The sequence below is a fragment of the Mucilaginibacter paludis DSM 18603 genome (assembly GCF_000166195.2).
In the GTDB taxonomy this organism is placed as follows: Bacteria; Bacteroidota; Bacteroidia; order Sphingobacteriales; family Sphingobacteriaceae; genus Mucilaginibacter; species Mucilaginibacter paludis.
Genome location: NZ_CM001403.1, coordinates 3,291,533 through 3,316,936, shown reverse-complemented (window position 1 = coordinate 3,316,936; position 25,404 = coordinate 3,291,533). Strand labels below are relative to the sequence as shown.

General features: G+C 44.9%; 20 protein-coding genes and 1 tRNA gene. 10 read left to right on the top strand and 11 right to left on the bottom strand.

Annotation, left to right across the window (positions count from 1 at the left end; all coding sequences use genetic code 11):
• Positions 1-32: 32 nt before the first annotated feature.
• The 4 genes from pflB (at position 33) to MUCPA_RS13900 (ending at position 7,066) form a co-directional block, all read left to right on the top strand.
• Positions 33-2,267, top strand: coding sequence for a formate C-acetyltransferase (pflB, locus tag MUCPA_RS13915; RefSeq protein ID WP_008507176.1), 2,235 nt, complete (start codon positions 33-35; stop codon positions 2,265-2,267).
• A gap of 85 nt (positions 2,268-2,352) precedes the next feature.
• On the top strand, positions 2,353-3,138 hold the full coding sequence (pflA, locus tag MUCPA_RS13910) for a pyruvate formate-lyase-activating protein (protein ID WP_008507175.1): 786 nt from the start codon (positions 2,353-2,355) through the stop codon (positions 3,136-3,138).
• A 287-nt stretch (positions 3,139-3,425) separates the two neighbouring features.
• Positions 3,426-6,059 carry a bifunctional acetaldehyde-CoA/alcohol dehydrogenase gene (adhE, locus tag MUCPA_RS13905; protein WP_008507173.1) on the top strand — a complete coding sequence of 878 codons (2,634 nt, stop codon included), beginning with the start codon at positions 3,426-3,428 and terminating at the stop codon, positions 6,057-6,059.
• Positions 6,060-6,223: 164 nt separating this feature from the next.
• Positions 6,224-7,066: a DUF2911 domain-containing protein gene (locus MUCPA_RS13900; RefSeq protein WP_008507172.1), complete on the top strand. Its 843-nt coding sequence runs from the start codon at positions 6,224-6,226 to the stop codon at positions 7,064-7,066.
• Between the two features lie 134 nt (positions 7,067-7,200).
• Here the strand turns inward: MUCPA_RS13900 and MUCPA_RS13895 are convergent, their stop codons facing one another.
• From MUCPA_RS13895 to MUCPA_RS13885, 3 genes are all read right to left on the bottom strand, one after another.
• Positions 7,201-7,599 carry a hypothetical protein gene (locus MUCPA_RS13895; RefSeq protein WP_008507171.1) on the bottom strand — a complete coding sequence of 133 codons (399 nt, stop codon included), beginning with the start codon at positions 7,597-7,599 and terminating at the stop codon, positions 7,201-7,203.
• Positions 7,600-7,785: 186 nt separating this feature from the next.
• On the bottom strand, positions 7,786-9,495 hold the full coding sequence (locus MUCPA_RS13890; protein ID WP_008507170.1) for a sodium:solute symporter: 1,710 nt from the start codon (positions 9,493-9,495) through the stop codon (positions 7,786-7,788).
• A gap of 108 nt (positions 9,496-9,603) precedes the next feature.
• On the bottom strand, positions 9,604-9,804 hold the full coding sequence (locus MUCPA_RS13885) for a hypothetical protein (RefSeq protein WP_008507169.1): 201 nt from the start codon (positions 9,802-9,804) through the stop codon (positions 9,604-9,606).
• Positions 9,805-10,030: 226 nt separating this feature from the next.
• Here MUCPA_RS13885 and MUCPA_RS13880 point away from each other — a divergent pair, with 226 nt between their 5' ends.
• Positions 10,031-11,359, top strand: a complete 1,329-nt coding sequence (locus MUCPA_RS13880; protein WP_008507167.1) for a carbohydrate porin — start codon at positions 10,031-10,033, stop codon at positions 11,357-11,359.
• Between the two features lie 533 nt (positions 11,360-11,892).
• On the opposite strand, the gene MUCPA_RS13875 is transcribed toward MUCPA_RS13880, so the two are convergent.
• From MUCPA_RS13875 to MUCPA_RS13845, 7 genes are read right to left on the bottom strand one after another with little or no spacing between them, the layout of a single operon-like run.
• Complete coding sequence (locus MUCPA_RS13875; RefSeq protein WP_008507166.1) at positions 11,893-12,897, bottom strand: inorganic phosphate transporter; 1,005 nt, start codon at positions 12,895-12,897, stop codon at positions 11,893-11,895.
• Between the two features lie 2 nt (positions 12,898-12,899).
• A complete protein-coding gene (locus MUCPA_RS13870; RefSeq protein ID WP_008507165.1) occupies positions 12,900-13,550 on the bottom strand; it encodes a DUF47 domain-containing protein in 651 nt (216 codons plus the stop codon).
• Positions 13,551-13,600: 50 nt separating this feature from the next.
• Positions 13,601-14,659 carry a sensor histidine kinase gene (locus MUCPA_RS13865; RefSeq protein WP_008507164.1) on the bottom strand — a complete coding sequence of 353 codons (1,059 nt, stop codon included), beginning with the start codon at positions 14,657-14,659 and terminating at the stop codon, positions 13,601-13,603.
• A 43-nt stretch (positions 14,660-14,702) separates the two neighbouring features.
• On the bottom strand, positions 14,703-15,404 hold the full coding sequence (locus tag MUCPA_RS13860) for a methyltransferase domain-containing protein (protein ID WP_008507163.1): 702 nt from the start codon (positions 15,402-15,404) through the stop codon (positions 14,703-14,705).
• Complete coding sequence (locus MUCPA_RS13855; protein WP_008507162.1) at positions 15,404-16,528, bottom strand: NAD(P)/FAD-dependent oxidoreductase; 1,125 nt, start codon at positions 16,526-16,528, stop codon at positions 15,404-15,406. The genes MUCPA_RS13860 and MUCPA_RS13855 overlap by 1 nt, the downstream gene beginning before the upstream one ends.
• Entirely contained in the window at positions 16,525-17,637 is a 1,113-nt protein-coding gene (locus tag MUCPA_RS13850; RefSeq protein ID WP_008507161.1) for a type III polyketide synthase, read from the bottom strand. The genes MUCPA_RS13855 and MUCPA_RS13850 overlap by 4 nt, the downstream gene beginning before the upstream one ends.
• A 13-nt stretch (positions 17,638-17,650) precedes the next feature.
• Entirely contained in the window at positions 17,651-18,184 is a 534-nt protein-coding gene (locus tag MUCPA_RS13845) for a YceI family protein (protein ID WP_008507160.1), read from the bottom strand.
• A gap of 64 nt (positions 18,185-18,248) precedes the next feature.
• Between MUCPA_RS13845 and MUCPA_RS13840 the strand changes: the two genes are divergently transcribed.
• Positions 18,249-19,151, top strand: coding sequence for a UbiA family prenyltransferase (locus MUCPA_RS13840; RefSeq protein ID WP_008507159.1), 903 nt, complete (start codon positions 18,249-18,251; stop codon positions 19,149-19,151).
• A gap of 349 nt (positions 19,152-19,500) precedes the next feature.
• Here the strand turns inward: MUCPA_RS13840 and MUCPA_RS13835 are convergent, their stop codons facing one another.
• A complete protein-coding gene (locus tag MUCPA_RS13835) occupies positions 19,501-21,543 on the bottom strand; it encodes a prolyl oligopeptidase family serine peptidase (RefSeq protein ID WP_008507158.1) in 2,043 nt (680 codons plus the stop codon).
• Positions 21,544-22,086: 543 nt separating this feature from the next.
• Here MUCPA_RS13835 and MUCPA_RS13825 point away from each other — a divergent pair.
• The 4 genes from MUCPA_RS13825 (at position 22,087) to MUCPA_RS13810 (ending at position 25,248) form a co-directional block, all read left to right on the top strand.
• Positions 22,087-22,848: a UDP-2,3-diacylglucosamine diphosphatase gene (locus MUCPA_RS13825; protein WP_008507157.1), complete on the top strand. Its 762-nt coding sequence runs from the start codon at positions 22,087-22,089 to the stop codon at positions 22,846-22,848.
• Positions 22,835-23,863 (top strand): DUF6807 domain-containing protein, encoded by a 1,029-nt coding sequence (locus MUCPA_RS13820; RefSeq protein ID WP_008507156.1) that lies wholly within the window; start codon positions 22,835-22,837, stop codon positions 23,861-23,863. Before MUCPA_RS13825 ends, MUCPA_RS13820 begins: the two co-directional genes overlap by 14 nt.
• A 176-nt stretch (positions 23,864-24,039) precedes the next feature.
• Positions 24,040-25,113, top strand: coding sequence for a peptide chain release factor 1 (gene prfA / locus MUCPA_RS13815; RefSeq protein ID WP_008507155.1), 1,074 nt, complete (start codon positions 24,040-24,042; stop codon positions 25,111-25,113).
• 61 nt (positions 25,114-25,174) lie between these two features.
• Positions 25,175-25,248, top strand: a tRNA-Asp gene (locus MUCPA_RS13810).
• Positions 25,249-25,404: the final 156 nt, after the last annotated feature.

The window sequence follows — 25,404 nt, the reverse complement described above, 5'->3', positions numbered from 1 at the left end:
CATACATTTGGGGTATAATTAACACTTAGAGTATGAAAACAGATGTTACAGCTATTCCATTCCAAACAGGAGACTGGAATAAAACAATTAATGTTTATGACTTTGTTATAAAAAACATAAGGCCTTATACAGGGGATTCGTCTTTCTTACAAGGGCCATCTGCCCGCACCACCAGGCTTTGGGATGCCTGTAAAGTATCCTTGTTACAGGAGCGCGAAAACAAAGGCATTTTAGCTATCGATACCGATACCATTTCAACAATCACCGCTTTTGCGCCCGGTTATATTAAACAGGATGATGAAGTAATTGTAGGCCTCCAAACAGACCAGTTGCTTAAACGCGCCATGAAACCTTTCGGCGGTATTAAGTTGGTAGAGTCGGCTGTTAAAGAGCGTGGCCTAACTGTTTCAGAAAGAGTTGTTGATATTTTTAACTATGCTAAAAATCACAATGAAGGTGTTTTTAATGCTTATGATGCTGAAATACGCGCCTTCCGCTCAAAACACCTTTTAACAGGTTTGCCTGATAATTATGCCCGTGGCCGTATCATCGGCGATTATCGCCGCCTTGCCTTATACGGTATTGCACAACTGATTAAAGCCAAAAAAGCCGACCTGGTTAAAATTGATGGCCAGATGACTGAACATAAGGTACGTTTGCGCGAAGAAATTAATTCGCAGATCAGCGCTTTAAACGATGTTCAGCAAATGGGCGCCACTTATGGTTTTGATTTGAGCCGCCCTGCAGAAAATGCTACCGAAGCCGTACAATGGATTTACTTTGCCTACCTTGCTGCCATTAAAGAGCAGGATGGTGCCGCCATGTCGTTAGGTAACGTATCATCCTTCCTGGATATTTATATAGAAAGGGATATCGAAGCCGGCTTGCTTGACGAAGAAGGTGCTCAGGAACTGATTGACCAGTTTGTAATGAAGTTGCGGCTGGTACGCCACCTGCGCCCGGGCTCTTATGACGAAATTTTTGGTGGCGATCCGGTTTGGGTTACCGAATCGTTAGGTGGTATTTTACACGACGGCCGCACTAAGGTTAGCCGTACATCGTTCCGCTTTTTGCAAACCCTATATAACCTGGGCCCATCACCCGAACCTAACCTGACTGTACTTTGGTCGGATTATCTTCCCGAAGGGTTCAAAAAATTCTGTGCGCAAATATCAATCGATACTTCATCAATCCAGTATGAAAACGATGACCTGATGCGCGAAACACGCGGATCTGACGATTACGGAATTGCCTGCTGTGTATCCTATCAGGAAATAGGCAAATCAATACAGCATTTTGGTGCCCGCGCCAACCTGCCTAAGGCCTTATTGATAGCCTTAAACGGAGGAAGGGAAGAGCACGATGGCCTTGAAGTGATCAAAAATATCCCTACCCTGCCTGACGGCACGCTTGACTATGTATTGGTGATGGATCTGTTTAAACGTACTTTGAGCGATTTAGCCAGGGTGTATGCCAAAGCCATGTTTATCATCCACTACATGCACGATAAATATTACTACGAAAGAGCTCAGATGGCCTTTGTTGATACCGATCCGCATATTGATATCGCTTATGGCGCAGCCGGTATTTCAATTATAGCCGACTCTTTGGCTGCTATTAAATATGCCAAGGTAACACCTGTACGTAACGAAAAAGGCCTTACCGTTGATTTTACCATTGAAGGTGAATACCCGCAGTTTGGTAATGACGACGACCGCGTAGACAGTATTGCCGAAGAAGTAACCCATTATTTTATTGGCGAGCTTCGTAAGCATGCTACTTACAAAAACTCTACACCTACCTTATCCCTGTTAACAATTACATCCAACGTGATGTATGGCACAAACACTGGTGCTACACCCGATGGACGGAAAAGCGGCGAGGCATTTGCTCCCGGCGCCAACCCTATGCATGGGCGTGACTGCACCGGTGCCATAGCCTCCCTTAATTCGGTTTGTAAACTGAGTTATATGGATGCACAGGATGGTATTTCAAATACGTTCTCCATGGTTCCTAAATCGTTGGGTGCTACACGTGCCGAACAGATTACTAACCTGGTGGGTACATTGGGCGGTTATTTTAAACAAGGCGCTCACCACTTAAATGTGAACGTGCTTGACAGAAATACCCTGATTGATGCCTACGAGCATCCCGAACTTTACCCGCAATTAACCATCAGGGTTTCTGGTTACGCGGTTAATTTTGTGAGGTTATCCAGAGCACATCAATTAGAGGTAATTACCCGGACTTTCCACGAAAGTATGTAAAATAAGTGTTGTTTTATTTTGTTAGAAAGTTGGGCCTGCATATCGGCCCGACTTTTTTTATGTTAAGTTTACACTAAAAACAAAGATGTTATATTTCCCTTTGCAGGATATTGATGCGGCTAAATTAAATATTAACGATCCTGAGCATTTGAGGATCCATTCCCTGGAAACATTTGGTACCCAGGATGGGCCTGGCATCCGGATGGTGGTATTTGTTCAGGGCTGCCAGTTTCGTTGCCTGTATTGTCATAACCCGGATTCCATCGATGTAAAAGGCGGATCGTTGGTTGAAATTACCGAATTGGTAAAACGCGCCGTGCGCGAAAAAAATTACTTTGGAACCGAAGGCGGCGTAACGGTATCTGGCGGCGAGCCGCTACTGCAAAGGAGCAAGCTCACCAGCTTTTTTAAGCTTTTACACCAGCAGGGTATAAACACCTGCCTGGATAGCAACGGGCGTTTAAATACGCCGGAAGTACATCATTTATTAGAATATACCGATTTGCTGTTGCTCGATGTAAAACATATTGATAACGAATGGCACCTTAAGCTAACAGGCCAGAGTAATAAAAACACGCTCGACCTGGCCGCCTACCGCGAACAAAGTGGCAAACGGATGTGGCTAAGGTATGTATTGGTGCCCGGCTGGACCGATCAGCCTGAATACATCGAACAGTGGGCCAGGTATTTTACTAACTATAAAACGGTCGACCGCGTAGAAATCATTCCCTTCCATCAATTAGGAATGCATAAGTGGGCCATGATGGGGATGGAATACCCGCTTAGAAATACCCCGACTCCTTCCGTGGAAATTAAGCAGATGGCAAAAGGCATTTTTGATCGTTATTTTGAAAATGTGGTCCTGAAGTAAGCGATTACAACCCTGTTTTATCTTGCTATTGTGCCTTTAGGGCCGCATGAGTGTTCTTTGTCACTTTAATTTAACCGACAAAATCACATTTAAGCGGCAAGTTAATGGGCATAAGCTGTTATGTTTATTTCCAGACGTTGTTTTATGTTGATTATCATGATTTTGACCCCATCAATGTCATTTACTTAGTGTATTTTATACACTACCTTTATTTCATAAATCAAATCATCCATTGGTCAAAGGATCTATAAATTATAGTCCGTTAAGAATGGTTAATTATTACAGTTATGAAAACAACAGATTCAGAAAAATTAATCCAGCAAATCGAAAAAATCAGGGAGGCCCAAAGGTTGTACTCTACCTTTACGCAAGAACAGGTAGATGAAATTTTCAGACAGGCTGCGCTTGCTGCCAACAACGCAAGGATTGAGCTTGCAAAAATGGCCGTTGCCGAAACAGGCATGGGCCTTGTTGAAGATAAGGTGATCAAGAATCACTTTGCTTCTGAAAATATTTATAACCAATACAAAAACGAAAAAACCTGTGGCGTTATCGAAACCGACGAAGCCTTCGGTATTGTTAAAATAGCCGAGCCTATTGGTGTTGTTGCGGCGGTAGTACCTACAACCAACCCTACATCAACCGCCATATTTAAGGCGCTTATCGCTTTAAAAACACGTAACGGCATTATATTCTCTCCGCACCCGCGCGCTAAAAAATCAACTATCGCGGCAGCAAAAATAGTATTAGATGCCGCAGTTAAAGCCGGTGCCCCTGAGGGGATTATCGGATGGATTGAAGAGCCTACCGTTGAACTTTCGCAAATTGTAATGGCCAATGCCGACCTGATTCTGGCTACCGGTGGCCCGGGTATGGTTAAAGCTGCTTATTCATCCGGCAAACCAGCTATCGGCGTAGGTGCAGGCAATACACCTGCTATTATCGACGAAACCGCACACCTCAAAATGGCCGTTAATTCTATCCTGCTTTCAAAAACATTTGACAACGGGATGATCTGCGCCTCAGAACAAAGTGTAATTGTGCTCGACCAGATTTATGAAGAGGTAAGAAAAGAATTTATTGACCGCGGCGCGTACATTTTAACCCCCGAAGAAACCAGTAAGGTTGGCGCAGTATTGCTGATCAACGGCATCTTAAACTCAAATATCGTGGGGCAGTCTGCTGCTAAAATAGCCGCGCTTGCCGGGGTAACAGTGCCCGAAGAAACTAAGGTTTTGATTGGCGAAGTGCAGTCTGTTGAGTTGGAAGAGCCATTTTCGCACGAAAAACTTTCCCCTGTTTTAGCCATGTACCGCGCCAAAAACTTCGACGAAGCGGTAGCCAAAGCCGTACGGCTGGTAAAATTGGGTGGCTTTGGCCATACCTCTGTACTTTATACCGATGCTGTTAAAAGCCAGGCCAGGGTTGATCAGTTTAGCGCCGCTATGAAAACCGGGCGTACCATCATCAACATGCCATCATCACAAGGTGCTATAGGCGATATTTTCAATTTCAAACTATCTCCGTCACTCACCCTGGGTTGCGGCAGCTGGGGCGGTAATTCGGTATCAGAAAACGTAGGCGTTAAACACCTTTTAAATATAAAAACAGTGGCAAAAAGACGCGAAAACATGCTCTGGTTCCGGGTGCCGGAAAAGGTATACTTTAAATACGGATGCTTGCCATTAGCATTGCGCGAGCTGAGAGAGATGGGCAAAAAACGCGCCTTTATTGTAACCGATAAGGTTTTATATTCCCTCGGCTTTACCGAACATGTCACCAAAGTTTTAGATGAGTTAGGCATTGAACACACCGTTTATTTTGAGGTTGAGCCCGACCCTACACTTTCAACAGCCCGCAAAGGCGCTGCCGAAATGATCAATTTTCAACCTGATACCATCATAGCCCTGGGTGGCGGTTCACCAATGGATGCAGCCAAAATTATGTGGGTATTGTACGAGCATCCTCAGGAAAGATTTGAAGATTTGGCCATGCGCTTTATGGATATCCGTAAACGGGTATACACTTTCCCTAAAATGGGCGAAAAGGCCATGTTTGTAGCCATACCTACTTCTGCCGGTACAGGCTCAGAGGTTACTCCTTTCGCCGTAATAACCGACGAGAATACAGACATCAAATATCCGCTGGCCGACTATGAGCTAACACCGGATATGGCTATTGTTGATGCCGAACTGATGATGAACATGCCAAGAAGCCTTACATCAGCTTCCGGAATTGACGCCCTTACTCACGGTTTGGAAGCCTTTGTTTCTATTCTGGCGTCAGAGTATACCAATGGTTTGGCTCTTGAAGCCATCAGGTTGATTTTTAAATACCTGCCCGATGCTTATAACGAAGGAACAACCAATATTAAGGCCCGCGAAAAAATGGCACATGCCTCTACCATAGCGGGTATGGCTTTTGCAAACGCATTTTTAGGCGTATGCCACTCGCTTGCTCACAAATTGGGCGCTACCCACCATGTGCCGCACGGCGTTGCCAATGCCATGCTGATTAGCGAGGTGATTCGTTTTAACGCGGTTGATAATCCACGTAAACAAGCTGCCTTTGCCCAAAATAAATTCCCCAACTCTAAATGGAGGTATGCCCGTATAGCCGATTACCTTAACCTGGGCGGAAAAGATGAAAGCGAAAAGGTTGAATTGTTAATTAAGGCTATTGAAGAGCTGAAGGTTAAAGTAGGCATCCCTAAATCGATCAAAGATTTTGGTGTGAGCGAAAGCAAATTTTATGCTACCGTTGATACCATGGCCGAACAGGCTTTTGACGATCAATGTACAGGTGCCAACCCACGTTATCCTTTAATTAGCGAGCTTAAACAAATTTACATTAAAGCTTACGAAGGAAACCAGCCTGCTGCTGCCAAGAAAAGTAAAAAAGCTGAAGAAATAGTTGCTTAATCTGTTGAATCGTTGTTTGTGTGGAGCGGCCCGCCAGGGGCCGCTTTTTTTATGCTTTGCCTGAGAGGAGCGCGGCTTAGAAAATGTTATTGATTAACAAGCTGATATAATTAGCCTGGATATTCCTATAATTCTCTAATTTCGCATCAAAACCAATTGAAACAATGAAAAACATCGCTTACACTTTATTATCTGCTATGCTGTTTTGCGCAACCTTCTCAGTAAACGCGCAGGGCATTAAAATGCCGCAGGCCAGTTCAGGCCAAACCATTATCCAGGATTTAGGTCTGGGTAAAGTAACCATCGCTTACTCGCGCCCTAATGTAAAAGGCCGCAAGATGCTGGGCGGTCAGGAGCCTTACGGCAAGGTATGGCGCACGGGTGCTAACGCCGCCACAACCATTACCTTTACGGACGAGGTAACTATAGAGGGCAACAAAGTAGCGCCGGGTACCTACGGCTTATTTACCATTCCCGATCCGAAAGAGTGGACCATCATCCTCAGCAAAACCAATAAAACCTGGGGCGCTTATACTTACAAACAAGAAGATGACTTGTTAAGATTTAAAGTAAAAGCGATTAACACCAAGGAATTGGTAGAAACCTTCACCCTGCAGTTTGACAATGTAATGCCCACCAGTGCCGACCTGAACCTGGCCTGGGAACATACCTCGCTAACTATCCACATCACCACCGATATTGATGCCCGCGTAATGGCCAGTATTGACGAGGCCATGAAAGGCGAAAAGAAACCTTATTTCGCTGCGGCGCAATATTATTACAGTAACGACAAGGATATGAACAAGGCGCTGGAATGGATAAACGAAGTAGAAAAAGCCAGCCCAAAATCACCAATGCCTAAACTTTGGAAAGCACGCATCCTGCTTAAGATGGGCAACAAAAAAGAAGCCTTGGCCACAGCGCAGGAAGGTGTAAGTTTAGCCAAAGAAAGTAAAAATGACGAATACGAACGTTTGAATGCCGCTGTGGCATCACAAGCGAAGTAGGGGAGTTAATTCGTGTTGATTGATGGTCGATGGTCCATAGTCCATGGACCATGGTAGCTTCGGCGGCAATTGAGAAGTATCAAAATTATAATATTCAAAGCTATATAAGTCCGCCAGTGGGAAACATTGGCGAACTATTTATTTTTATAGTTTAACCAGTAATCCAACACAACTACTTTGCAGTCTTTTTTAAAAACCTTAACCAGGTAACTTCCTTGTTTCTTTGATAAAGAATCTCCTTTTTCAATTTCAGGCTCCCATGCACGGAATATTGAAAATTTGTACTTGTTTTTCAATAACGCTATCCTGACGTTATGATTGGCATTGTCATTATAAACAGAATCTACAATGCCGCCGAAGTTTTCCTGTAAATCCCGGCTACGCATTACCTGATCGCCATCTGGTCCAAATATCAAATTATACGATACAAATATCAGCAGCGAAAATGGAATGGATAAAAAAATACCGTACAGTATTCGTTTATCAAGCTTACTCAATTTGAATTCGGCAAAAAAAGACCCGTACCTATTCATGTTGTATTAGAATTAATATGATGATCCTTCCTTAATCCTGCCCTCAAAACACTGCATTTAAGCAACCCTAATCATCAGATCGCATCTCAAATCAAGCAGATAACCAAGAACTATTCACTATCGGCTTTTCAAGATCAACACCCAGCCAACCATGATTTATGAACCATCAATGTCAAAAACCATGGACTATTGACCATCGACCATGGACTTTTCCCCCTTCCCCTCAAAAATCGAAGCAATCAAGGCTATCCCGATTACCAATAAGCAACCTATCGCGTTAAGCCATAAATAAGCTACCACATTATAATACCCGCAAATGCAGATGACGATCTCGGTAATTACGGCGGCTATAAATACAGCCTGGCCTTTTACCTGTTTGATGTAAAATGCTACCACAAAAACGCCCAGGATGGTGCCATAAATGTACGATCCTAACTGGTTCACGGCTTCTAATAAATTACCCAGGTGGCTGGCGTAAAGGGCCATGCCAATGCAAACCAGTCCCCATAAAATAGTTGCCGAGCGGGATGCCAGCATATAGTTTTTTTCGGTGGCGTTTGGGTTGATCATTCTTTTATAAATATCCACCACGGTTGTTGATGCCAGCGAATTGAGCGCACTGGCCATAGAACCCATGGAGGCCAAAAAGATGATGGCAATAAGCAAGCCAATTAAACCTTTGGGCAGGTAATGCGTAACAAAGGTGAGAAACACATAATTGGTATCGTTAGGATCGCTTTGTGGGTCGCTCTTTTTCATTAGGGCGATAGCGCTTTCGCGGATGATGCCTGTTTGCTTATCCGCGGCTTTTAAATCGCTTTGCGCAATATTGATCTTTTGCTGATCATGTGTATCCAGGGCTGCCACCAGTAGCTCTGTTTTAGTTCTCTTCTGTTGAAAGGCCGTGCTGTACTGCTGCTCAATCTGGTTGAAATCTGCCGCATAAGGGCCTCTTTTAATTTGCTCAACCTGGTAATTATTAAAAAATACGGGCGGCTGGTTAAACTGGTAAAAGGCAAATACCAATACCCCAATCAGTAAAATTAAAAACTGCATAGGTATTTTTACCAGGCCATTCATAATAAGCCCCAAGCGGCTCTGGCCAATAGAGCTTCCGGTTAAATATCGCCCCACCTGGCTCTGGTCGGTACCGAAATAAGAAAGCTGCAAAAAGAAACCACCGATAATACCGCTCCAGATATTGTAACGGTTGTTCATATCAAATTTCCAGTCGATCACGTTCATCCGGCCCATTTTACCGGCCAGCTTTAAAGTACGCACAAAGCCGGTTCCCTCGGGTAATAATTTAAATACCATTACCCCGGCAACAAACAAACCTGCAAATATAATGCTCATTTGCAGCATTTGCGTGTATGATACCGCCTTGGTGCCTCCATACACGGTATAACAAATTACAATGCCGCCGATAAACAAGGTAGTATAGGTAATGTTGATATGCAGGATGGCTGATAAAATGAGCGATGGCGCGTAAATGGTGATACCAGTTGAAAGACCGCGTTGAATCAAAAATAAAAAAGCGGTGAGTGCGCGGGTTTTTAAATCAAAGCGTTGTTCCAGGTACTCATAAGCTGTAAATACTTTGAGGCGGTGGAAGATAGGGACAAAGGTGATGCAGAGCACAATCATGGCCAGCGGCAGGCCGAAGTAGAACTGCACAAAGCGCATCCCGTCGGCATAAGCCTGGCCAGGGGCCGATAAAAAGGTAATGGCGCTGGCCTGTGTAGCCATAACCGAAAGCCCTACCGTATACCACGGCATGGACTGATCGCCAAGAAGATAGTTGTTAATATTTTTGCTGCCCCTGCTTTTCCATGTACCATATAAAACAATGGCAAAGATGGTAGCAACAAGAACAATCCAGTCGGTAAGGCTCATTCAAAATATTTGGTGATGAGCCAAAATACTAAAATTAACAGAACCAGCCATGAAATAATAATAGCATAAAACTGGTTCCAGTTAGATATGAACGGGGGAAGATCCGGCTCAGCCTTTCTCACTGCTGCGGGCCACAACGTTGGCAAAAAAAGCCGCTGTAAGTAAACCTAATACGCCACCAATGGGGATCCAGATAAAGTCTTTATCAATAACGAAACCGGTTATTAATCCAAAAACTAAACCAATCACATAATATAGGTAAGCGTAGCTTTTTTGTTCTTCTTCCTGATGCTGGTGCTGATGACTCATAGTAATTTATATGTTAGGCAAAAATAGTGATTAATTGATGTTTAGCAATTAATTTCCCAAATATGTTTAAGGTTGATGTTAGGGGGCTGATTAAAGGATAAGAGGCATGATAGACAAAACGAAAAAAATCTAACATTAAATTTAGACTTATCTAAATTTAATGTTAGATTTGCCTAACAAAATAACGTGCAAACTTATTTAAGTAATTACTGTATAGCAAATAACCATGAAGAAAATTTACTCTTTTATCATACTGTTTTTTATATCTTATTGCGCAACAGCGCAGAATACTCATTCGCCGGATTCAACTGAAAAATGGAATTCGCATTTTCAGTTAACTGTTATCGATCAAAGTCACCCCTCATTTAAATCGCCTTATTCGGGGACAAATAGTTTAACCAGCGATTCGGAGGAAGCTTTAAGTTTAACTACTACGCTGTTTATTGGCCGAAAACTTTGGAAAGGCGCGGCAGTTTATTTTAATCCCGAAGTTTCGGGTGGGAGCGGTATTAGCTCGGCCCGTGGTATAGCCGGGTTTAGCAATGGCGAAACCTTCAGGATAGGCAATCCGTCACCGGCTTTATACCTGGGTAGGTTATTTTTGCGCCAGTACATTGCCTTAACCAAGGATGAGGAACTGGTTCAATCGGATAACAATCAGCTCAAAGAATACGTTCCAACCAAAAGGATAGTGATCACGGCGGGTAAGTTCGCCCTGTCTGACCTGTTTGATAACAACAGCTACAGCCACGATCCGCGAAGCCAGTTTCTCAATTGGTCGTTAATGGGCAATGGCGCCTGGGACTACCCAGCCAACACCCGTGGCTATACTGATGGCATTGTGCTTGAATATATTACCCCGTCGTGGGAGGTAAGGGCGGCAGGTACGCTTGTTGGTACCTATGCCAACGGCCCCGATTTTGATTACCATTTTTGGGATGCTTACAGCAGCACGGTCGAATTCACCAAAAACATCAGTCTAAACAGCCATAAAGGCAAGGTTAATTTGTTATTGTTCCGCAATGTAAGCAAGGCTCCGGTTTACCGGGATGTAATTAATAATTACTTGAATAAAACCGATGTATCCTTGGATGTGATAAACGGCAAAGACTATGGCCATGCAAAATATGGTATAGGTATTAATGCCGAGCAGGAACTGACTAAAAGCCTGGGCGCGTTTTTCAGAAGCAGCTGGAATGATGGCAAAACAGCCACCTGGGCCTTTACCGAAATTGATCGCAGTATTAGCCTGGGCCTGAATTATACCGGAGCATCATGGCACCGGCCCGAAGATAATTTTGGCATTGCCGGCGTAATTAACGGCATATCAAAAGACCACCGCGACTTTTTAAACATAGGCGGATACGGCTTTATTATAGGCGACGGCCAACTAAGCAATTATAAAACTGAAGATATTTTAGAGGCCTACTACAGCGCCAGGCTCAATAAAAACCTGGTGGTATCCGGCGATTACCAGTTTGTACAAAACCCAGCCTACAATGCCGACCGTGGCCCGGTGAACGTATTCTCCATCAGGGCGCATATTGAATTTTGAGGGTGGTTATTGGGTGTATTGGTTGTTAGGTTATTGTAGGTGGTTCGATTAATAGTATTGCCATTATAAGTAATGGACCCGGCCAACCGGGAAAAACAGGGATGACGTTTGAACCTTATAGATTACCAAGCGCAGAAAGAAAAGTGCGCAAAAGCCAGACTGCACGCCGGGCCGGGAGCTGGCCTGTGGGCGGAAGGATCGGGCAGTCTTGACTTTTTGGTTACTTGTGTGTCAAGACAAAAGTAACAGCCCTTCACGCGGCGATTGAGCGTGCCGATGCTCTAAATTAAGAATACTGATTGTCGGAGCAAATAAGCACATTGATAATAAGTGCACCTAATATGATGCATACTTAACGCTTTTAGAAGATCCCTCCTCACGTCGGGATGACAAAATTTCGACAATAATCGTATTGACAATCAACAACTTAACAAGAACTTATTATAAGATTAAGTACTAACTAATTGATCAACGCGCTCTTTATGTCATTCCTGTTTTTTCCGGACACGCGGAATTAGTTACCCGTAAATAACTCACATATTCCTCACAATAGCGAATACCAAACCGGCTATCAGCGCCGAGATTGGGATGGTGATGATCCAGGCCCAGATGAGGTTGATGGTGATGCCCCAGCGCACAGCCGAAACACGTTTGGTTAAACCAACGCCGATGATGGAACCGGTTAGGGTGTGGGTGGTAGAAACAGGGATTCCGAAACGTTCGGTAACAAAAAGGGTAACAGCGCCCGCAGTTTCGGCGCTAAAGCCTTCGAGAGGAGTAACTTTGGTAATTTTAGATCCCATTGTTTTTACAATTTTCCATCCGCCAGACATGGTTCCGAAAGCAATGGCCGAATAACAGGCCAGCGGAATCCACTCGGGCATGGGGGCCTTGTTATCGATAACTTTCCCTGCAACAAGGGCCAGATAGATAATCCCCATTACCTTTTGGGCATCATTACCGCCATGGGCAAAACTTAGCGCTCCGGACGAGATGAGTTGCAAACGCTTAAACCACACTTCGGCCTTAGATGGGCGTGTATTTTTACAGAGGTGTAAAATTGTAGCATTAATCGCAAAGCCTATGATGCTGCCAATAACGGGAGCTAAAAATATAAAGGCCACTATTTTGATGATAGGGCCCGAGTTAACGGCATGAAAAGCATTCTCGTGCATAAACAGGGCATTGGTCATCCCGGCGCCTGCAAATCCGCCAATCAGCGTATGCGAGGAACTTGAAGGGATACCAAACCACCAGGTAATCAGGTTCCAGGTAATGGCGGCTACCAGCCCGGCCAATATTACATGGAGCGTTATAAAATGCTCAAAAACCGTTTGGGCCACGGTATTGGCTACTTTATGATCCTTAACCACAAAATAAGCTAAAAAGTTAAAAGCCGCCGCCCATAACACAGCCTGCAGCGGACTAAGCACCTTGGTAGACACAACCGTGGCAATGGAGTTTGCCGCATCGTGGAAACCGTTTATAAAATCAAAACAAATAGCAAGAGCAATAACAACAACCAGCAACAAGGTCATGCTTAGGCGTTTTTAACTAAAATGGTTTCCACCACGTTGGCCACATCCTCGCACATATCGGTAGCTGTTTCCAAATTAGCCAATACTTCTTTGTACTTAATTAGCTTTACGGCATCGCGTTCGTATAAAAACAAGTCGGCAACGGCTCGGTCAAATACATCGTCGGCCTGGTTTTCTATGCTGTTAATCCTAACGCAGCAATCGGCAATGTTGCGTACATTTTTTAAGTCCTTTAATTCTTTAATGGCTTTCTCCATTTCAGTACAGCCATGCAATATCAGGTCTGATAACTTGCGAATGGGTTCGGTTATCTCGTCAATATTGTATAAAAGCATCCGGTTGGCCGAGCCGTTAATGTAATCTGCAACATCGTCAATAGCGCTGGTCAGCGCAGCTATATCTTCCCTGTCAAAAGGAGTAATGAAGTTTTTGCTCAGTTCCAGGTATATCTGGTGGGTAATTTCGTCACCAATATTTTCCAGCTTATCTATCTGGTTGTACATTTCGTTCCTGGTTTTTTGCTCCGGCTGGCCAACTGCGTCAACCAGCATTTGGGCCATGGTTACTACGTTAGCGGCAGCCTGCTCAAATAAAGGAAAAAAAACCTTTCTGTCTTTTGGAACAAAGTATTGAAATATGGTGTTTAATGACATTGTGATAATTTATGTGGTGGCAAATGTAAGTGGCAACTATTAAGTTTATATTAACTTTTCAATACGGGTAATACCGGAAAGGGCATCTGGCGAGCCTTTTGTAAAGTAAACCCAAATGTTGAGCCTAATCCTTCGGTACTGCGCACGTTAATGGTTTGCTGGTGCGATTCGATAATATGTTTCACGATAGCCAGGCCCAAACCTGATCCGCCTATCTGCCTCGAACGGCTGCTATCGGTACGGAAAAACCGCTCAAACAAACGAGGTAGGTATTTTTCTTCGATGCCGATACCGTCGTCGGTAACTTCAACCAATACCTGGTCGTGCAGGTCGTAAAGCCTGATGGAAGTGTTGCCGTTCTCTTTGCCGTATTTAAACGAATTGTCAATCAGGTTTACAAGCACCTGCCTTATTTTTTCCCTGTCAGCGGTTACCAAAATGGGCTCATCGTATTTATCTTTATAAGACAGCTTGATTTTATGCTGAACGGCCTTCATTTCAAGCGATTCCATCACCTCCTTAATCAGGTCGTTGATCTTGAATTTAACGTAATTGATCGGTATCTCTCCCGATTCCAGCTTCGAGATCTCGTCCAGATCCTTCACCAGATAACTCAAACGGTCTACGTTTTTTGATGCCTTCTCCAAAAACTGTTTCACCATCACCGGGTCGTCCATATCATCCTGCAAGGCTTCAATATAGCCCTGTATGGCAAAAAGTGGCGTTTTAAACTCGTGCGAAACGTTGGATAAAAAATCGCGCCTAAATTGTTCCTGTTTTTTCAGGTCCTCAATTTCCGATTTCTTTTGCTTGGCCCATTCCTTCACGTCCTTCTCCACATCGTTAATAGGGTCTGACGTTACGTGGTCGCCAATGGCATCTTTCAGGTCTTTGCCTAACTTTAAATTGTGGATCAGCTTATAAATGATCTTGATTTTGGCAACAATGTATTTCTCTATCAGGTAGTAAATAAAAATAAAGCTGCTCACAAAGCTTGCCGAAAAAGTGATCATCACATCGTACCAGTTATGCCTGAAGTAGTAATTCACGATAGAGATGGTGATAGCTACAGCCAGCGCATTAATCAAAACAAGTACACGGAGTTTCATATTTTCAGTTTCAGGAATTTTTAATTTAGATATGAACGTAAAGTTACGATTTGTAAACGATCAGCTGCCATCTAAAAGCCCATTTCCAGCTGATTTCATAATTTGTTAACCCAGCACGACTTAAAAGTTTAACCAGTTCAGTTTTTTTAAAGCTGCGGCGTACGGATAAGGGACCGTCAAACCGGGCCATTTTGCTTTTGGTAAAGATGTGCGCTATTGCCCAAACAGCATAATAGAGTACCCAGTGACGATGCAGATCGGTTATAATGACGGCTTTTTTACTACAGGCAAGCATTTTTTTCACCAACGCAACCCATTCGTCATCTTTAAAATGATGGCTGAACAAACTCGAAAAAACAATGTCAAACTGATTTGTTAACAGAGCGGGGGCCATTACATCGCTTAAAATAAAATTAATGTTAGGGTAAGCAGAAGCCCGCTCTCTTGCAAAAGCCACGGCCGATGGCGTGGCATCAACGCCCGTTAGTTGTACCTGTAGCCCCGTTTTATTGGCCCATTGAGCTATAGCGCGTAAAGCATCTCCCCCGCCGCACCCCCAATCGCTCAGATGGTCACCACCCTTTAGGGGAATCTTTTTCAATGCCTTGATGAGCGTATTATGTCCGCCAAATAAAGCATTCATTTTTTCCAGCCCTTTTAAAACAGGTACAACCTCGTGGGCCGGTAAACTAAAGTCGTCCATTATTTCGGCCTCGGAGGCGCGTTTGCGCAGGTTAGGTATCATCAGGAAAAAGGTTGTCCGTGTGTTTTACTAATCAGGTAATCGGCCAATGGCGGCAGCGCATTCAGGGTTTTCAAGCTCAGGGTGGTCATGGCGTTGGCGCCGAATATCCGCTGTAATTGCCGCCCAATCCAGAGCCTGCGGGCAAAATTGCTTTCCCATTGCGCTGTATAGGCATTTTCAATCCGGAGGCGCTGTCGCGGATTAAAATCATGGGGTTTGTAATGTTGCAGAATAATGGCAGACAGGATCTTAGCCGAGTGGATAGCCATCGTCATGCCGTTGCCGCAAAGCGGCGCTATCATGCCTGCGGTATCACCGCTCATTAAAATATGGTTCTCAACCGGGTGCTTTTTTTCGAAAGATATTTCGTTAATCACCTCCGGTTTATCCAGCAAAAATTCCGCTGTATCAAAAAGTTTTTTGAGGTAAGGGTTCTGGCAGATGATATTTTTCTCCAGTTCCTGTAAATTGCCATACCGGCGCAGATCGTCGCGGTGGGCCAGGTAGCACATGCAATAACGGTCGGCCTCAATTTTGCTCACACCGCAGTAGCCATCTTTATAATTATTAAGCTGGATCACATCGTCCGGAAAATCGGCGCGGATATGAAACTTAACGGCCAGGTAGGGGCTACGTTTGTAAAAAAAATCGCGCTTTAGCTTTTGGTCGAGATTGGAGCGCTTACCGAATGAGCCTATAACCAGGGGCGCTGTTAATACCCTGCCGGGGATGTTGACCTCAAAGTGTTCATCTTTAAATTCAATGTTTTCAACCCGGGTATCCAGTAAAAAATTAACGCCTTCGGCAGATGCTTTTTTGTACAGGTAATGATCAAAAGTATAGCGGCTTAAACCGAAGCCGCCGAGGTCGAGTTTTTTGGAGAGCACGGTGCCCGATACTGCGGTTACCTCCAGGCGCTTAATGCGGGCAACGTCAAGCTGGCTCAGGTCGATATCCAAACCGGATAAAAAGGGTATAACCTCGTTGGATACATATTCGCCGCATACCCGGTGGAAGGGGTAGCTTTTGCGCTCAATTACGGTTACCTGCAAGCCGGCCCTGTTCAATAGCAAGGCATTGAACAAGCCGGCCAAGCCGCCGCCAACTATAATTACATCATTCATTTGCCGGTTTCCAATATCATTCCTTCAACAGTTAAACCGGGACCAAAGGCAAAACTCAAAATTTTCTGACCCCCATCCGGCGCCGATTGCAGAATTTTTTGTAATACAAACAATATCGTTGCCGACGACATATTGCCGTGCTCGCGCAGCGTTTGATAAGCCAGCTCGTTAGCAGCCGGGGGGATAGCTAAGGCTTCTTCGATAGCTTCCAGGATGCTCCTGCCGCCGGGGTGCATGGCAAAAATATCGATCTGCTCAAAGCTTAAACCCGCACTTTGCAATACATGCTCAGTTAAGGGCTTAATGTGTTTTTTAATATGCCTGGAAACTTTGGACGTGAGCTTCATCTCGAAGCCGAAATCGCCCACGTACCAACCCATATCACCGGCCCCTTCAGGGATAAACTCCGAGTAAAAATGATTTAATAACAGGCAAGGCCTGTTACGGGGGCGTTTTGATTCATGTTCTACCAATACCGCTGCCGCACCGTCTGAAAATAAGGAGTTGGCCACCCAGTTATCTAAGGTATTTGCCTTTTGAAAATGCAGGGTGCAAAGCTCCACGCTGATTACCAATACACGGGCGTTGGCATCGGCCCTGCAAATATAATCGGCCGCTTTAAGCGCGTTAATGGCGCCGTAGCAGCCCATAAAATTAATGCAGGTACGCTCGGTACGGCGGTTAAGGCCCAGTTTTTCAACCAGCTCAATATCAATTCCGGGGGCGTACATACCGGTACAGCTTACAGTAACCAGGTGGGTTATGGTGGGCGCTATATCTTCGTTAAACGCGCTGAAGCACTCGCGCGCAGCCTCGGCGGCAACATGAACGGCAGTTTGCTGATACAGGCTAAGGCGCTGCCGGGTACCGGGAAAAGGTTCGAGGTTGGCAGACTTGCCGAAGAAAATATTTTGGGCAGGATCGTCAAAAGAAAAATCGGGAATTACCGAGTGCCGCCAATCTATGCCCGAGCCATCATAAATTTGTTTGAGCCTCGCGGCGTTATTGCTGTCCAATCCAAATGCATTTACCATAAATTGGTAAATGGTTTGTTGTGTTATACGGTATTGAGGATTAGCCGTGCCTATGGCACTGATGCAACTGCCCATTGTTTGTTTGTTTTTAAAAAGCAGTCTCGACGTTTAAAGATACCGTAACTTCGTTTGATAACACCACGCTTTTATCGCCTATGGCAAAATCAAGGCGGTTAATTTTGAAACTTCCTTTAAAAATGGCCGTACTGCCTGATGTGATATACGTAAAAGGTAATTGAATGAGTTTTGTTTTGCCTTTAATAGTTACGTTAAAATCGCCGGTATAGTTGCTTCCGCCTTTTTGTTTAAAGGAAACCGACTTCATCGTGATTTTTGGGTAATGCTCCACATCAAAATATTCTTCCTTTTTAAGATGATTATCGCGCATGTCGTTATCCGAGTCGATGGTTTTAGTATCAACCGAAGCCTCAATACTACTACTGGCCAAATGATCCTTGTCAAATAAGATGGTAGCTTCGAGGCCGCCAAGCTTGCCGCTCGACTTAAAGCCCATGTTTTTAACTTCGTAGGTAACGGTTGATTGGGTTACCGTTTGTTTGGTTTGTGCAAATGCCAATGTGCTGAAGCACACGCATGCCATATAGAAAAATAGTTTCTTCATTTTTTTACAGGTTTAACAATAGTACCAAACTAACAATTTACAAACGGTATTGTTACATTAGTGCATGCAATTTTTACAATCGCTCATACCCAGCCGTTCTGCCATCGCACATTTACGCTTTGTTTTCTCGTTGTTTTTAATGCCGGTGTATTTATTTGCCTATAGCCAGTCTGTAGCTATTAACCCGCTAAACGCCTTACTGGTATTTTTAGTATGGCACCTGCTGGCGTTCCCGGCCAGTAATGGCTATAACAGTTATTTTGATAAGGACGAAGAAAGTATCGGCCTGTTGGATAAGCCGCCCGTGGTTGATATCAGTTTGTATTATTTCTCGCTGTTGCTTGAGGTTCTGGGGTTTTTATTAGGATTCATCGTTAGTTGGGAGTTTGCCTGCGCGGTGTTACTTTATGGCATCATGTCGAAACTATACAGCCACCCCAAAACGCGGCTCAAAAAGTACCCCATCATCAGCTTTTTAACAGTATTTATTTTCCAGGGATGCTTTGTTTATTATACTACCTATACAGCACTGAGTAATACCAGTCTGTTTAGCGCCTGGACGGGTGACAGGGTTATAGCCGGAGCGATTTGTTCCTGCCTCATCGGCGCTTCATACCCTTTAACGCAGATCTATCAGCATCACGAAGATAGCCGCCGGGGCGACATCACCATCAGTATTTTACTGGGCTATAAGGGCTCTTTTATATTATCTGGAGCATTGTTTGCAAGCGGGGTTTTGCTGTCGTTTTTTTATTGGCAACAACGTGATATGCTGGATTACTTTTACTTTTTTTTAATTTGCTCGGCCCCGCCGTTTGTATTTTTTAACTGGTGGTTTTACCAGGTTGGGGTTTCAACAACCAATGCCAACTATAAAAATGCCATGCGGATGAATTTTATCAGCGCAGGGTCTATGTTGTTTTATTTTGGAGCGATAGCGGCGATGAGTGGGCATGTAGTGGTGTAAAGTTTAGTTTGACCGATGGTAAGAAGATTTATAGCGCTTGGGTATGTCGCCATCAATTTCGAAGCCTCTTTAACCCATTGTCATTCCGACCGGAGGGAGGAATCTTCTGCATTCGATTGGTCTACTGGAAACTTAGCTCGCGCAAAAGATCTCTCCCTACGGTCGAGATGACAACGTTTTAGATTGAATTTAATTCGAATTGACTATTTCCTTTAGATGCCTTTTTAAGCCAGTGTCATTCGGACCGGAGGGAGGAGTCTTTTGCATTCGATTGGTCTACTGGAAACTCAGCTCGCGCAAAAGATCTCTCCCTCCGAGATGAAAACATTTTAGATTAAATTGAATTAATTTATCCTTCAAACCCAACCCCCATATTTACAAACATAAAAGCCCATTTATCTGCCGCTTCGCTGATGATCTGGGCGGTAGATTTGCCTGCTCCGTGGCCTGCCTTGGTTTCTATGCGGATCAGGGTGGGTGCTTCGCCGATTTGGTATTCTTGCAGGCGTGCTGCAAACTTGAAGGAGTGGGCGGGCACCACACGGTCGTCGTGGTCGGCGGTGGTTATTAGGGTGGCGGGGTAGCTGCCGGGTTTCAGGGCGTGGTATGGCGAGTAGTTCAACAGGTATTTAAACATCTCTTCGCTATCTTGTGCGGTGCCATAATCGTATGCCCAGCCTGCTCCGGCTGTAAACTCGTTATAGCGCAGCATATCTAAAACACCTACCGCAGGAAGCGCTACCTTAAACAGATCGGGACGCTGGGTGACGACGGCGCCCACCAGCAAGCCGCCGTTTGAGCCGCCCGCTATGGCCAGATAATCAGGCGAGGTGTATTGTTTATCGATGAGGTATTGGGCAGCGGCAATAAAATCGTCAAATACATTCTGCTTCTGCATTTTTGTGCCGGCCAGGTGCCAGGTTTCGCCATACTCGCCGCCACCGCGAATATTAGGGGCCGCGTACACACCGCCCTGCTCGAGCAGAATGATGTTAGACAGGCTGAAAGCGGGTGTTAGGCTCACACCAAAGCCACCGTAAGCATACAATAACGTCGGGTTTTTGCCATTCAATTCAATGCCTTTTTTATGGGTGATGATCATTGGTACACGGGTGCCATCTTTTGAATGGTAAAATACCTGTTTTGATTCGTAAAGCTCCGGATTGAATTTTGCGCCTGATTTTTTATATAACTCAGAAGCGCCGCTTGCAATGTGGTATTTAAAAATGGTGGTTGGATAGGTGTATGATGTGAAGGTATAATACAACTCCACTTCCGTTTTTTTGGCGCTGAAGCCGGTGGCGGTACCCACGCCGGGCAGTTCGATACTGCGTTCCAGGTGGCCATCCATGTTGTATTGCATTACCAACGAGGTAGCATCTTTTAAGTACTGAGCGAAAAGTTTGCCCCCAGCTGTACCCGCGCTTAAAACATTCGCGGTTTCGGGTACCAGGTCGGCCCAATAGTCGGGCGTAGCTTTGTCGGCTTCGGCGGTAACTATTTTATAGTTGGGCGCATGCAGGTTGGTAAAGACGTATAGCTTGCTGCCAATGTTATCAATTACGTGGCTTTCGGTATCAAAATTATCTACCAGCGTAATGATGGAGCTGCCGGGCTGGCTTACGTCTTGTAAATATAATTCGTTGCCGGTTGTTGATGTGGCGGCGGTGATCACCAGGTAACGCTCATCTTCGGTTAAATAACCGCCAATGTAACGGCGCGGTGTTGCGGTGCCTCCAAAAATCAATACATCATCCTTTTGTGGTGTATTTAACCGGTGAAAGTAGAGCTGATGGTATTGGGTTAGGCCCGAGAGTTGGCTGCCTGCATCGGGTTTATCATAAGTGCTGTAGTAAAAGCCTTCGTTGGCTTTCCAGGCTATACCGCTAAACTTAATGTTGGTTAAAATCTCGCCAATCTGGGTTTTGCTTTCGGCATCCATCACCACTACGTCGCGCCAGTCGGACCCGCCGACCGAGAGCTGGTAAGCGCATAAGCTGCCATCTTTGTTGAAATCAATACCGCCCAGCGATGTGGTACCGTCGATGGAGAAGGTATTAGGGTCTAAAAATACTTCGGGTTCGTCCTCTTCCAACTGCCGGTATAAAACGGATTGACTTTGCAAACCATCGTTTTTATAAAAATAGGTGTAGCGGCCTTCTTTAAAGGGCGCGCCATATTTTTCATAGTTCCACAAGTTTTCGAGCCTTTGGCGGATGCTTTCGCGATAAGGAATTTGCGATAGATAGTCCTGCGTTGTCTTGTTTTGTTCAATTACCCAGGCTTTGGTATCGTCGGCTTCGTCGTTCTCCAGCCAGCGGTAGGGGTCGGGCACGGGCGTGTTGAAGTAGGTGGTTATGGTGGTATCTTTTTTTGTTTGAGGATAGTTCATAAAGTACAGATTAACACGAATTTCACGAATAAGAACGAATTTTCACGAATGGGATGAAGGATTAATTTAATTAACACGAATAGGAACGAATTTAATTAGCACGAATTACACGAATAAAACGAATTTTCACGAATGCGGGGTTTAGAGGGTTGGGGGCGATGCGGTGGGTTGAGCATTAGCGATTGCAGTGTAAAGATATGAGCCCGGAATGAAGCGGAGCGTAATGAGGACTTGCAACGGAAAGCGCGGGCCGCAGGCAATGCCCAAATTTTGCTTGTATTGCTGCACCCATGACATAGAACGCGGCACTGGTGCAAACAACCATCCTGCCCCCCCAGGCATCAGTGTAATCAAAAAAATCATCTAATAATCAGTGGTCAAAAATCAGACAGTGCATCAGCGTAATCACACTAATCATTAAAAATCAGCGGTCAAAAATCACATCGAACAAGCCAGGCATCAGTGTAATCACAAAAATCATCTCATAATCAGTGATCAAAAATCATTATAATCAACCGCTAAAAACAATTACTTTTGGCTTTAATGACCAGCCGTTATAAACTGTATTTTGCTTCCGACTTTCATTTGGGGGTACCGGACTATATTTCGAGCCGTGCGCGCGAGGATAAGATTGTGCGCTGGTTAGACCAGATTAAGGCAGATGCCTCCGAATTATTTTTGATGGGCGATATTTTCGACTTTTGGTTCGAGTATACCACGGTGGTGCCCAAAGGCTACATCCGCCTGTTTGGTAAACTGGCCGAACTGACCGACGCGGGTGTTAAACTGTACCTGTTTAAAGGCAACCACGACATGTGGATGTTTGACTACTTTAAAAAAGAGTTGAACGCCACCATGATTAATGATGAGTTGGAAATTGAGCGAAACGGTAAAAAGTTTTACCTGCACCACGGCGATGGCCTTGGGCCGGGTGATGCAAAGTACAAATTGCTGAAAAAGTTTTTCCGCAGCCGGTTGTGCCAGTGGCTGTTTGAGCGGGTACACCCTAACTTTGGCGTAGGGATTGCTAATAGATGGTCGCAGCATAGCCGCATTGTGCAGGGGCATAACGAGGTGCGCAAAAACATTGAGCAGGAATGGCTGGTGGCTTTTAGCCGCGAGCAGCTGAAGGTTAAGCATTATGATTACCTGGTGTTTGGGCACCGACACCTGCCTTTGGATATTGATTTAGACGGGCAAAGCCGTTATATTAACCTGGGCGAATGGGTGAACTATTTTTCGTACGCGGTTTTTGATGGGCAAAAACTGGAGTTAAAATATTTTGAGAAGAGTGATAAAGTTTAAAATTGCAATTGGGATAGCCTTGCTTTATAGCCTATCGGCGCAGGGCGCACATCAAGCCGATTATGTTAAAATAGTTTCGGTACCTGCCAAAAAGCGCATTGATATTACCATTGGGGGCGAGTTATTTACATCGCTACTGTACGCCGACAGCTTGAAACGGCCAACCCTTTTCCCGATTTATACCGCCCAAAAAAATATGATAACCCGCGGCTGGCCTATTGTGCCCCAGGTTAAAGACCGGACGGATTATGCGCACCAGGTGGGCCTGTGGTTTAGCTACAGCAATGTGAACGGGGCCGACTACTGGAATAATTCGCCGGGGGTTGATACTGTTAGTCGTGCTTATGGCACCATCAGGCTGCAAAAGATTTTGAACATTAGCAATGGCGACGGCAAGGGCAGCCTGACCATTTTATCTAAATGGTATAACCCGGGCGCCAAAGCGGTGTTGGAAGAAACTTCGGTTTTTGTTTTTAAGGTGGATAAGGGCCTGCGCATTATTGACCGGTATATTACCCTGAAGGCGCTTGTGAATACCGAGTTTAAAGACGCCAAGGACGGACTTTATGCAATTAGGGTAGCCACGGAGCTGGGCCAGCCCGTAACATCGCTGGAGAGCGCTATATTACAGGATAAAAAAATGGCCACCGACTCGATACCTCTTACCGGCCACTATACCAACAGCCAGGGCATACAGGGCGAAGCGGTTTTTGCTAAACGGGCTAAATGGGTTAAGTTAACGGGGAGTGTACATACCGAGCCGGTGACACTGGCTTTGATGGATAACCCTCAAAATTTAAATTACCCGGCTTTTTGGCTTGCACGCAGCTATGGTTTAATGTCGATCAACCCTTTGGGTGCCGAGGTATTTACCCATGGGGCCGAAAAATTGAACTTCCGCCTGCCGCAGGGCAAACAGCTAAGCTTAAAATACCGCTTTGTGCAGGGTGATAAAAGCCTGGATAACGATACGCTGGAGCGACTATTTAACGAGTTTACGTCGGCCAGCCTTTAGCGCTCGCCACACGGGTAATGCGGGGCTTCTCATGCGTGTGTCAATAATGCCATGCTATGGGCGTGGTTGATACCATATTACCGGAAAAAGTGTTTATTTTTGCAAATTGTTATCAAGTTGTGCTATAGCCCGATAGGCCAAAGCAAAACGAGGTAACCAATAACAACAATTGATTTATGTTAGATAAGTTAGAAGCTATAAAAGAACGCTGGCAAGATGTGGAGCGCGAATTGAGTAGTCCGGATATTATGAAGGACATGAAGCGTTTTGCCCAGATGAATAAAGAATATAAGGACCTCACCAAGGTTGTGGAGCAATACAACATTTACTACAACGTAATGAGTAACATTGACAGCAACCGTGAGATTTTAGCTACCGAAAAGGACGATGAGTTCAGGGAGATGGCCAAAGCTGAGCTGGATGAACTGCTGCCACAACAGGAAGAGCTGGAAGAAAAGATCCGCCTGATGCTGATACCGAAAGACCCCGAAGATAGCCGCAACGCTATTGTGGAGATTCGTGGCGGTACTGGCGGCGACGAGGCCGCGCTGTTTGCCGGCGATCTTTACCGCATGTACATCCGCTTTTGCGAAAAACAAGGCTGGAAAACCGAACTGGTTGACTTTACCGAAGGCACCGCGGGAGGTTATAAGGAAATTGTGTTTAATGTTTTGGCCGAGGATGCTTATGGCACGCTGAAATACGAATCGGGCGTACATCGGGTACAGCGTGTGCCTGATACCGAAACACAGGGCAGGGTACATACATCGGCCGCATCGGTAGTGGTACTGCCTGAGGCTGATGAGTTTGATGTGGACATCCATGTGAACGATATCCGCAAGGATCTGTTCTGCGCATCGGGACCGGGCGGGCAATCGGTAAACACCACCTATTCTGCCGTGAGGTTAACACACTTGCCTACGGGGATTGTGGCGCAGTGCCAGGACCAGAAATCGCAATTGAAGAATTATGACAAGGCTTTGCAGGTATTACGCTCCAGGATTTACGAGATGGAACTGCAAAAACACCTGGAGGTGATTTCGAAAAAAAGAAAAACGATGGTATCTACCGGCGATAGGTCGGCCAAGATACGCACCTATAACTACCCGCAAGGGCGCGTGACAGAACACCGTATAGGCCTTACTATCTACAACTTACCCGAAGTGATGAACGGTAACCTGTTGGAGATAATGGAAGCGCTGCAATTTGCCGAGAATGCAGAAAAACTACAGGAAGGTAGTATGGCGTAAATTTATTTTCAATTTTACTTGCGGGTTGAAAATAAGTCCCTATATTTGCAATCCCAAACACGGAGTGGTAGTTCAGCTGGTTAGAATGCCTGCCTGTCACGCAGGAGGTCGCGGGTTCGAGTCCCGTCCATTCCGCGGAAATTAATGCAAAAACAACTAAAAGCCTGTAAATTAAATGTTTACAGGCTTTTTAGTTTGCCAAAAACACCAAATTATTCATCTTTTTGCAAAAAAATGGTGAGCAATTCGGTGAGCATATTTGGGCGATAAAATGCTCACCAAAAACAATGT

What these genes read in the sequence shown, in the direction of transcription:
- pflB (WP_008507176.1), top strand. Translation starts at nt 33, where the DNA reads ATGAAAACAGATGTTACAGCTATTCCATTCCAAACAGGAGACTGGAAT.
- pflA (WP_008507175.1), top strand. Translation starts at nt 2,353, where the DNA reads ATGTTATATTTCCCTTTGCAGGATATTGATGCGGCTAAATTAAATATT.
- adhE (WP_008507173.1), top strand. Translation starts at nt 3,426, where the DNA reads ATGAAAACAACAGATTCAGAAAAATTAATCCAGCAAATCGAAAAAATC.
- MUCPA_RS13900 (WP_008507172.1), top strand. Translation starts at nt 6,224, where the DNA reads ATGAAAAACATCGCTTACACTTTATTATCTGCTATGCTGTTTTGCGCA.
- MUCPA_RS13895 (WP_008507171.1), bottom strand. Translation starts at nt 7,599, where the DNA reads ATGAATAGGTACGGGTCTTTTTTTGCCGAATTCAAATTGAGTAAGCTT.
- MUCPA_RS13890 (WP_008507170.1), bottom strand. Translation starts at nt 9,495, where the DNA reads ATGAGCCTTACCGACTGGATTGTTCTTGTTGCTACCATCTTTGCCATT.
- MUCPA_RS13885 (WP_008507169.1), bottom strand. Translation starts at nt 9,804, where the DNA reads ATGAGTCATCAGCACCAGCATCAGGAAGAAGAACAAAAAAGCTACGCT.
- MUCPA_RS13880 (WP_008507167.1), top strand. Translation starts at nt 10,031, where the DNA reads ATGAAGAAAATTTACTCTTTTATCATACTGTTTTTTATATCTTATTGC.
- MUCPA_RS13875 (WP_008507166.1), bottom strand. Translation starts at nt 12,897, where the DNA reads ATGACCTTGTTGCTGGTTGTTGTTATTGCTCTTGCTATTTGTTTTGAT.
- MUCPA_RS13870 (WP_008507165.1), bottom strand. Translation starts at nt 13,550, where the DNA reads ATGTCATTAAACACCATATTTCAATACTTTGTTCCAAAAGACAGAAAG.
- MUCPA_RS13865 (WP_008507164.1), bottom strand. Translation starts at nt 14,659, where the DNA reads ATGAAACTCCGTGTACTTGTTTTGATTAATGCGCTGGCTGTAGCTATC.
- MUCPA_RS13860 (WP_008507163.1), bottom strand. Translation starts at nt 15,404, where the DNA reads ATGATACCTAACCTGCGCAAACGCGCCTCCGAGGCCGAAATAATGGAC.
- MUCPA_RS13855 (WP_008507162.1), bottom strand. Translation starts at nt 16,528, where the DNA reads ATGAATGATGTAATTATAGTTGGCGGCGGCTTGGCCGGCTTGTTCAAT.
- MUCPA_RS13850 (WP_008507161.1), bottom strand. Translation starts at nt 17,637, where the DNA reads ATGGGCAGTTGCATCAGTGCCATAGGCACGGCTAATCCTCAATACCGT.
- MUCPA_RS13845 (WP_008507160.1), bottom strand. Translation starts at nt 18,184, where the DNA reads ATGAAGAAACTATTTTTCTATATGGCATGCGTGTGCTTCAGCACATTG.
- MUCPA_RS13840 (WP_008507159.1), top strand. Translation starts at nt 18,249, where the DNA reads ATGCAATTTTTACAATCGCTCATACCCAGCCGTTCTGCCATCGCACAT.
- MUCPA_RS13835 (WP_008507158.1), bottom strand. Translation starts at nt 21,543, where the DNA reads ATGAACTATCCTCAAACAAAAAAAGATACCACCATAACCACCTACTTC.
- MUCPA_RS13825 (WP_008507157.1), top strand. Translation starts at nt 22,087, where the DNA reads ATGACCAGCCGTTATAAACTGTATTTTGCTTCCGACTTTCATTTGGGG.
- prfA (WP_008507155.1), top strand. Translation starts at nt 24,040, where the DNA reads ATGTTAGATAAGTTAGAAGCTATAAAAGAACGCTGGCAAGATGTGGAG.